Origin of the sequence: Staphylococcus xylosus, from assembly GCF_002732165.1 — a bacterium.
Taxonomy (GTDB): Bacteria; Bacillota; Bacilli; order Staphylococcales; family Staphylococcaceae; genus Staphylococcus; species Staphylococcus xylosus.
The window spans coordinates 200349-208059 of record NZ_MRZO01000006.1; the positions used below are offsets into that span (position 1 = coordinate 200349).

The window sequence follows — 7711 nt, forward strand, 5'->3', positions numbered from 1 at the left end:
ATTATAAAATAAAGTTTCACATATATTTGAGGGAGTGACAATTTATGGCAGAGAAGAAAATTATTGTTGTCGGTGGTGGACTAGCTGGTCTAATGTCAACAATTAAAGCAGCAGAACAGGGTGCGCATGTAGACCTGTTCTCACTTGTTCCTGTTAAACGTTCACACTCTGTTTGTGCACAAGGTGGCATTAATGGAGCGGTAAATACGAAAGGTGAAGGAGATTCTCCGTCAGTGCATTTAGATGATACTGTTTATGGTGGAGACTTCTTAGCAAACCAACCACCTGTAAAAGCAATGACTGATGCAGCACCTAAAATTATTCATTTACTTGATCGTATGGGCGTAATGTTTAATAGAACTAAAGAAGGACTATTAGACTTTAGACGTTTTGGTGGTACTATGTATCACCGAACTGCATATGCCGGTGCTACTACAGGTCAACAATTACTCTATGCATTGGACGAACAAGTGCGTAGCTTTGAGGTTGACGGATTAGTTACAAAATACGAAGGCTGGGAATTCTTAGGTATAGTTAAAGATGACGATAATATGGCAAGAGGTATCGTTGCTCAAGATATGACAACTGCTGAAATTCAATCATTTGGTTCAGACGCTGTGATTATGGCGACTGGTGGTCCTGGTATTATCTTTGGTAAAACAACAAATTCAATGATTAATACAGGTTCAGCTGCTTCAATTGTATACCAACAAGGTGCAATGTACGCTAATGGTGAATTTATTCAAATTCATCCAACTGCTATCCCTGGCGATGATAAACTTAGATTAATGAGTGAATCAGCACGTGGTGAAGGTGGTCGTATCTGGACATATAAAGATGGTAAGCCATGGTACTTCTTAGAAGAAAAATACCCAGATTATGGTAACTTAGTTCCGCGTGATATCGCGACACGTGAAATTTTTGATGTATGTGTGAATCAAAAATTAGGTATCAACGGTGAAAACATGGTATATCTCGATTTATCACATAAAGATCCACATGAACTGGATATTAAATTAGGTGGTATCATTGAGATTTATGAAAAATTCACTGGTGATGACCCTCGTAAAGTACCAATGAAAATCTTCCCAGCAGTACATTACTCAATGGGTGGTTTATACGTAGATTATGATCAAATGACAAATATTAAAGGTTTATTTGCAGCAGGCGAATGTGATTTTTCACAACATGGTGGTAATCGCTTAGGGGCTAACTCTTTACTATCAGCAATTTATGGTGGTACTGTTGCTGGTCCAAATGCAGTAGATTATATTTCAAATATTGAAGATTCATATACAGATTTAGATGAGAGCATTTACGAAAAACACGTTAAAGATCAACAAGAAAAATTTGATCAACTATTAAATATGAAGGGCACTGAAAATGCCTATAAACTTCATAGAGAATTAGGGGAAATCATGACTGCAAATGTTACAGTTGTGCGTGAAAATAAATCTTTATTAGAAACAGACAAGAAAATTGTAGAATTGATGGAACGTTATCAAAATATTGATATTGAAGATACTCAAACTTGGAGTAACCAAGCCGTATTCTTTACACGTCAACTATGGAATATGTTAGTACTTGCACGTGTAATCACAATTGGTGCATACAATAGAAATGAATCTCGTGGCGCACATTATAAACCAGAATTCCCAGAAAGAAACGATGAAGAATGGTTAAAAACAACATTAGCTACGTATCAAGGCAAAACAGAAGCACCTAAGTTTACTTACGAACCAGTTGATATTAGTTTAATACCACCACGTAAACGTGATTACTCTAAGGCGTCAAAGGGAGGTAAATAATTATGGTAGAAACAAAAGAAGTTAATGAAACTCCTGCACAAAACGAGCAACCTAGCCAAAAAACAATTAAATTAATTATAAAACGTCAAGACAATGACAAATCAACACCATATAATGAAGAATTTGAAATTCCTTATAGAGAGAATCTAAATGTTATTGCATGTTTAATGGAAATCAGAAGAAACCCAGTTAATAGTAAAGGTGAAAAAACAACACCTGTTATTTGGGATATGAACTGTTTAGAAGAAGTTTGTGGTGCATGTTCAATGGTAATTAATGGACAAGCAAGACAATCTTGTTCTGCAATTGTTGACCAATTAGAACAACCTATTAAATTAGAACCAATGAGTACATTCCCAGTTATTCGTGATTTACAAGTAGATCGAACAAGAATGTTCGATAACTTGAAACGAATGAAAGCATGGGTTCCAATTGATGGTACGTATGATTTAGGTCCAGGTCCACGTATGCCTGAGAAAAAACGTCAAACTGCTTATGAACTTTCTAAATGTATGACATGTGGTGTTTGTTTAGAAGTTTGTCCAAATGTAACTAGTAAAAATGACTTTGTTGGTGCCCAAGCAATTTCACAAGTTAGACTATTTAACTTACATCCAACAGGTTCAATGACAAAAGACGAACGCTTGGAAGCATTAATGGGTGGCGGAGGTTTACAAGAATGTGGTAACTCTCAAAACTGTGTAAATGCATGTCCAAAAGGGATACCATTGACTACATCTATTGCTGCTTTAAATAGAGAAACATCATTCCATATGTTCAAATCATTCTTTGGTTCAGATCATCAAGTACATTAATTGAACAATATTTTAAGGACTTAACATTTGAGTAACAAATGTTAAGTCCTTTTTTATAAAATTAGATAATTATTTTATAGTTAAATAGGGTAAATATATATTGTATATATTATGAATGACGACTTAACTATTAGCATGATTAATGATTTTGAAAACAAGACTATGCTACAATAAAGTACAAGATAATAAATAAGGATGTAATTGAATATGGACAAACCGATAGGTGTAATTGACTCTGGAGTTGGTGGTTTAACAGTTGCTAAAGAAATTATGCGTCAACTTCCAAACGAAACAATATATTATTTAGGTGATATTAAGCGTTGCCCTTATGGCCCGAGAGAGGGTTCACAGGTTAGGGAATTCACTACAGAATTAGCACAGAAATTAATGGCATTTGATATTAAAATGTTAGTTATTGCTTGTAATACGGCTACAGCAGTAGCGTTAAAACATCTGCAAAACATATTGCCGATACCCGTAATTGGTGTAATAGAACCCGGTGCAAGAACTGCAATTATGACTACTAAAAATAATGATGTTTTAATTTTAGGTACAGAAGGTACAATTAAATCTGAAGCCTATAGACATCATATTAAAAATATAAACCCAAATGTTGAAGTATCTGGGATTGCATGTCCTGGTTTTGTACCTTTAGTTGAACAGATGCGCTACCAAGACCCTACAATCACAAGTATTATTATTCATCAAACATTAAAGCATTGGAGAAATAGTAACGCCGATACAGTGATTTTAGGTTGTACACACTATCCATTATTATACCAGCCAATCAATGATTATTTTGGTGGAGAAAAAGTAGTGATTTCTTCGGGATTAGAAACTGCTCGTGAGGTAAGTGCCTTACTAACATTTAGTAATGAACATGCAGGGTATAAACGACAGCCTGAACATAAATTTTTTGCTACAGGAGAAACTGAACATATAGAATTAATTATTGAAGAATGGTTAAAAATGAAAGTGAAAGTTGAAAAAATTGAAATACAAGAATAGGAGACGAAACGATGGAAGATATCGTAATTGCATCAAATAATAAAGGGAAAATAAATGATTTTAGAGTTATATTTCCTAACTATAATGTAATAGGCATCACAGAGTTAATTGAGGACTTTGATGTAGAAGAAACAGGAGATACATTTGAAGCAAATGCAAAGTTGAAATCAGAAGCTGCTGCAAAAGCATTAAATAAACGAGTAATTGCCGATGACAGTGGACTAGAAGTGTTTGCGCTAGGTGGAGAACCTGGTATATATTCTGCACGATACGCCGGAACTGAAAAAGATGATAATGCTAATATAGAAAAATTGCTAACCACTTTAGGTGATGAAACTAATCGTGCTGCACAATTTGTGTGTGTCATTAGTATGAGTGCTCCTGGAGAAGAAACTGTTCAATTTAAAGGAACAGTTGAAGGAGAAATTACTTTAAGTAAAATTGGAGAACAAGGTTTTGGTTATGATCCTATATTTTATTTAGAAGACAAAAATAAAACGATGGCTCAACTTACAGCTGAGGAAAAAAGTGAGGTAAGTCATAGAGGTAAAGCAATTGAAAAGTTACAACAATATTTAGAAGGTGAACAATAATGTTGAAATGGATCATAATTAGTGATAACCACACAGAACAAGGTATTCTTTTTGATGTAATAAGTCATCATGATAATGTTGACGTTGCGATTCATCTAGGTGATTCAGAATTTGAGTATCATGACAGTGAATTAAGTCATTTTTATAGAGTTAAAGGGAACACGGACTTTTATCCAGAATTTCCAAATGAAGAAATTATAGAAGTCAATGATATTAGAGCATTTTATACACATGGTCATTTATACAATGTGAACCTTACACGTATGCAACTTGCAGAACAAGCAAAAGCATCAGGATGCCAATTTGCTTTCTATGGTCATACACACGTGGCTAAACATGAGCATATTAGCGACGTTCATGTCATAAACCCTGGAAGTATTTCGCAGTCGAGAAGTAATATAGAAGAGACTTATGCCGAATTATTGATAGATGAAACTGAAAAAGATGTAAAATTGAATTTTTATAATCGTAATCACCAAATCATTGATAGTGAAACGTTCAGTTTATAAGTAATGAAGGTATATTGCTTAACAGTTACATAAATTATGTGAAATACTATGTAGTGATTGGATTAATAAAGTAATATTGTTGGAATAGAATTTTTTAGGAGCGATTAAAGCAGTTTTTTTCTCTTTCGCTCCTAAAATTATTGAAATATTAAGCTATTTTATCCTAATAAAATGCTAAAATTAGTGAATTTTTTAACGAAATTTAAAAAAGATGATAAAAAGTCTATTAAAGTGAAAAATCATATTTATTTTTATTGCTTGGAGTATTGCTTTATAGCGATAAGTTAGATATAATAATTCTTGTGTTCAAAAAGAATATGTCCTGGTAGCTCAGCTGGATAGAGCAATGGCCTTCTAAGCCATCGGTCGGGGGTTCGAATCCCTCCCAGGACACTAATAGCGTTAAATAGCGCACATTTCAAACTTAGAAACCCCGTTACGACGGGGTTTCTTTTATTTTGTCTACAATGCGATACAATAGTAAATAAAATTCCTCTTTGTTAAAGAGCCAAATATGAATATTTAATCGCAAATTTAGATTATTCAGTTGCCCGTGAGATGCGTTAATAGAATGTAAAAGCATGTCAGAATTTAATAAAGATAAGCAAGAGAATGATAATAGGTTGGCAGTAATTGAAAGTATAATAAGTAAACATGATGATTTGAAAGATATAAAAGAAGATTTGAAAACACAAAATGAGGATTTGAAATTAATTCATAAACTTAATGCACAGAGTGTATAATGCTCAAAATAGTGGATGAAATCAAAGAAGACTTGGGGAAAGAATATTAGTGTATGTGGTAAAATATTAATGTGAGCAAGTTGGATAGATGGTGGCTAATCTCATTATAAATGGGGTGATGCCTATGAAATATGGTTTGACTCCTAGAAAGGAGTAACATTGACTGATTATGAAATGTTGATGGTTGTTATGACAATCATTGGCTTAGTATTAGTTAGTAAAAATAGCCATAAAAAATAACCATCGCTAACTTTGACCGGTTCGATGGTTATTAAAGATAATCATTAAAGAATGGTCACCGTCTTTTTAACGGGCTCATTAGGGCGATACATTTATGGTGTGTTGCCCTTTTTCTATCTATAAATTAACACAACATAAATATATTATCAATTGTTTAAGTCAGCATAGTCATGTTGGCTTTTTGTTATAAGGAGAAAAAAGAAATGTATGTAAAGGTAACAGTAATAGCAAGAGTATTAAGTTTGGTTTTGACGTTAGTTAACCAAAGGTTATCAAATAAAGGTGTTAACCCTATTCTAGTTGATGAGTCAACGTTATTAACAATGGCAGAACCATTAAATACGACATGGAAAGATGATTCCAATAACTAGTACAGTGATGCGTAATAGCAAAGAAGAGTGAAGCATTTAAAGTATGTTAATTCTCGTATAGGCATCCAGCATGACGAGGATGGTATTTATCAAAGGCATGCTGCCGATTGGATTATTCATGTATGTAATAGTATTAGGAAATTAAATTATATATCTGTCATATCTCGATGATAGGGCAGGCGTTTATGTGTTTGAGCTTTTTGCATATTTATTTACTATACTTTATTTATAAAAAAATAAATGTGACGAATATGCTGGCTTTTGAATTATTAATTTTTGTTATTATAGTTGTGTAATGTTCTATAAGAGATAATAATTTTGTTTAGAGGTAATAACTATGTTTTTATTTTTTTAGATTATTTGTTTTAGTTTGCTTTATGATGGCGAATAGCAATGATAAAAATGAAATAATTATTATTGGAGGTGCTTCGCATAATAACTTTCATATTGATTTGTATATACTTAATTTCTATTTTAATATTAATGGATGCTATTGACTTTATAAGAATTACAATTAAAGTAAAATATTTGAAAATATCATGTGAAGAATGCGATTTAAAAATTAAAAGAAAAATTTATAGAGTTTCTATTTGTTTAGTAATAATAGCGATTTTATTTTTGGTTTACTTAATGACTCTATAAGTTAATTATGAATAAATTTTCCATAGTAAAAGTAAAGGCGTTGATTTTGAATAATTTAAATAATGAATTTTCATACCATGTCGTTTAACGTTAATTTCTATTTTAATTCAACGGTTAGTTCTTAAATATAATCATAAAACCCATCTGAATGAATAGGTGGATTTTATTTCGTTATTTTTAATTTGTCATACTAATAATTTAAAGTGTAAAAATACCTTGTCTAAAAGTATAATTAATTGTATGAATTTCTGGAACATTTTTAAATGTAACTTAATTCATGTATTGTTATTTTATTTATTATTAAAGTATCTGCTACAATAGATTCTTAAAATGTTTCGATAAATATTATCAGGGTATTAAAGAATAGCGGGCAATAAAGTTATCTATTTAATTAAGCGAAAGTCATTTTTTTGGTAAATGCTTGAGTGTAAAGTTAATTTAGAGATTTAGTTATTAATGTATTTGTCGTATTTTAAAACTATCAACATAGACGCCTATAAGTTGTCTATTAATTTGTCTAGCAAAAAAAGGAGTGTTTATATGGGATTTATATTAATGATTATTGTAGGTGGCATAATTGGATGGCTTGCTGGTACCATTTTAGGTAAAGACATCCCAGGTGGAATTATTGGAAATATTATTGCGGGATTAATAGGTTCAGCAATAGGTAGTCGTTTACTTGGTACATGGGGACCTGTATTAGGTGGAGTGCCAATCTTACCAGCTTTAATTGGAGCAATTGTTTTAATTTTAATTGTTTCATTAGTAATGAAAGTTATTAGAAAATAAATTATAGTTTATACAAGTAAATTAACATCCTTTAGGGTGTTAATTTACTTCAGAACGTAGACAAACCTTGCGCAAATTAATGCGTAAGGTTTGTTTATTTTTATTTGCATTTGCTTTAATATGGGTGGAATCAATAAATAAAGATGAGTGATCGATTAAGTTATTTTTGATAGCTATTTCGAGTATTTTCTCA

Annotated in this window: 8 protein-coding genes and 1 tRNA gene; all 9 read left to right on the top strand. The window is 31.9% G+C overall.

Annotated elements, in window-relative coordinates; genetic code table 11:
• Window positions 1-44: 44 nt before the first annotated feature.
• The 9 genes from sdhA (at window position 45) to BTM19_RS10575 (ending at window position 7518) form a co-directional block, all read left to right on the top strand.
• Window positions 45-1808: a succinate dehydrogenase flavoprotein subunit gene (gene sdhA, locus BTM19_RS10540; protein WP_029379030.1), complete on the top strand. Its 1764-nt coding sequence runs from the start codon at window positions 45-47 to the stop codon at window positions 1806-1808.
• A gap of 2 nt (window positions 1809-1810) precedes the next feature.
• Window positions 1811-2623: a succinate dehydrogenase iron-sulfur subunit gene (gene sdhB, locus BTM19_RS10545; RefSeq protein WP_029379029.1), complete on the top strand. Its 813-nt coding sequence runs from the start codon at window positions 1811-1813 to the stop codon at window positions 2621-2623.
• A gap of 207 nt (window positions 2624-2830) precedes the next feature.
• Window positions 2831-3631 carry a glutamate racemase gene (gene racE, locus BTM19_RS10550; RefSeq protein ID WP_029379028.1) on the top strand — a complete coding sequence of 267 codons (801 nt, stop codon included), beginning with the start codon at window positions 2831-2833 and terminating at the stop codon, window positions 3629-3631.
• Between the two features lie 11 nt (window positions 3632-3642).
• Window positions 3643-4224: an XTP/dITP diphosphatase gene (locus tag BTM19_RS10555; RefSeq protein WP_029379027.1), complete on the top strand. Its 582-nt coding sequence runs from the start codon at window positions 3643-3645 to the stop codon at window positions 4222-4224.
• Window positions 4224-4733: a YfcE family phosphodiesterase gene (locus BTM19_RS10560; RefSeq protein ID WP_058625608.1), complete on the top strand. Its 510-nt coding sequence runs from the start codon at window positions 4224-4226 to the stop codon at window positions 4731-4733. Before BTM19_RS10555 ends, BTM19_RS10560 begins: the two co-directional genes overlap by 1 nt.
• Before the next feature lie 319 nt (window positions 4734-5052).
• Window positions 5053-5126 (top strand) — tRNA-Arg (locus BTM19_RS10565).
• A 188-nt stretch (window positions 5127-5314) separates the two neighbouring features.
• On the top strand, window positions 5315-5476 hold the full coding sequence (locus tag BTM19_RS12975) for a hypothetical protein (RefSeq protein WP_156035523.1): 162 nt from the start codon (window positions 5315-5317) through the stop codon (window positions 5474-5476).
• A gap of 443 nt (window positions 5477-5919) precedes the next feature.
• Window positions 5920-6087: a hypothetical protein gene (locus BTM19_RS12980; RefSeq protein ID WP_156035524.1), complete on the top strand. Its 168-nt coding sequence runs from the start codon at window positions 5920-5922 to the stop codon at window positions 6085-6087.
• Window positions 6088-7269: 1182 nt separating this feature from the next.
• Window positions 7270-7518, top strand: coding sequence for a GlsB/YeaQ/YmgE family stress response membrane protein (locus BTM19_RS10575; protein WP_029379025.1), 249 nt, complete (start codon window positions 7270-7272; stop codon window positions 7516-7518).
• Window positions 7519-7711: the final 193 nt, after the last annotated feature.

What these genes read in the sequence shown, in the direction of transcription:
- sdhA (WP_029379030.1), top strand. Translation starts at nt 45, where the DNA reads ATGGCAGAGAAGAAAATTATTGTTGTCGGTGGTGGACTAGCTGGTCTA.
- sdhB (WP_029379029.1), top strand. Translation starts at nt 1,811, where the DNA reads ATGGTAGAAACAAAAGAAGTTAATGAAACTCCTGCACAAAACGAGCAA.
- racE (WP_029379028.1), top strand. Translation starts at nt 2,831, where the DNA reads ATGGACAAACCGATAGGTGTAATTGACTCTGGAGTTGGTGGTTTAACA.
- BTM19_RS10555 (WP_029379027.1), top strand. Translation starts at nt 3,643, where the DNA reads ATGGAAGATATCGTAATTGCATCAAATAATAAAGGGAAAATAAATGAT.
- BTM19_RS10560 (WP_058625608.1), top strand. Translation starts at nt 4,224, where the DNA reads ATGTTGAAATGGATCATAATTAGTGATAACCACACAGAACAAGGTATT.
- BTM19_RS12975 (WP_156035523.1), top strand. Translation starts at nt 5,315, where the DNA reads ATGTCAGAATTTAATAAAGATAAGCAAGAGAATGATAATAGGTTGGCA.
- BTM19_RS12980 (WP_156035524.1), top strand. Translation starts at nt 5,920, where the DNA reads ATGTATGTAAAGGTAACAGTAATAGCAAGAGTATTAAGTTTGGTTTTG.
- BTM19_RS10575 (WP_029379025.1), top strand. Translation starts at nt 7,270, where the DNA reads ATGGGATTTATATTAATGATTATTGTAGGTGGCATAATTGGATGGCTT.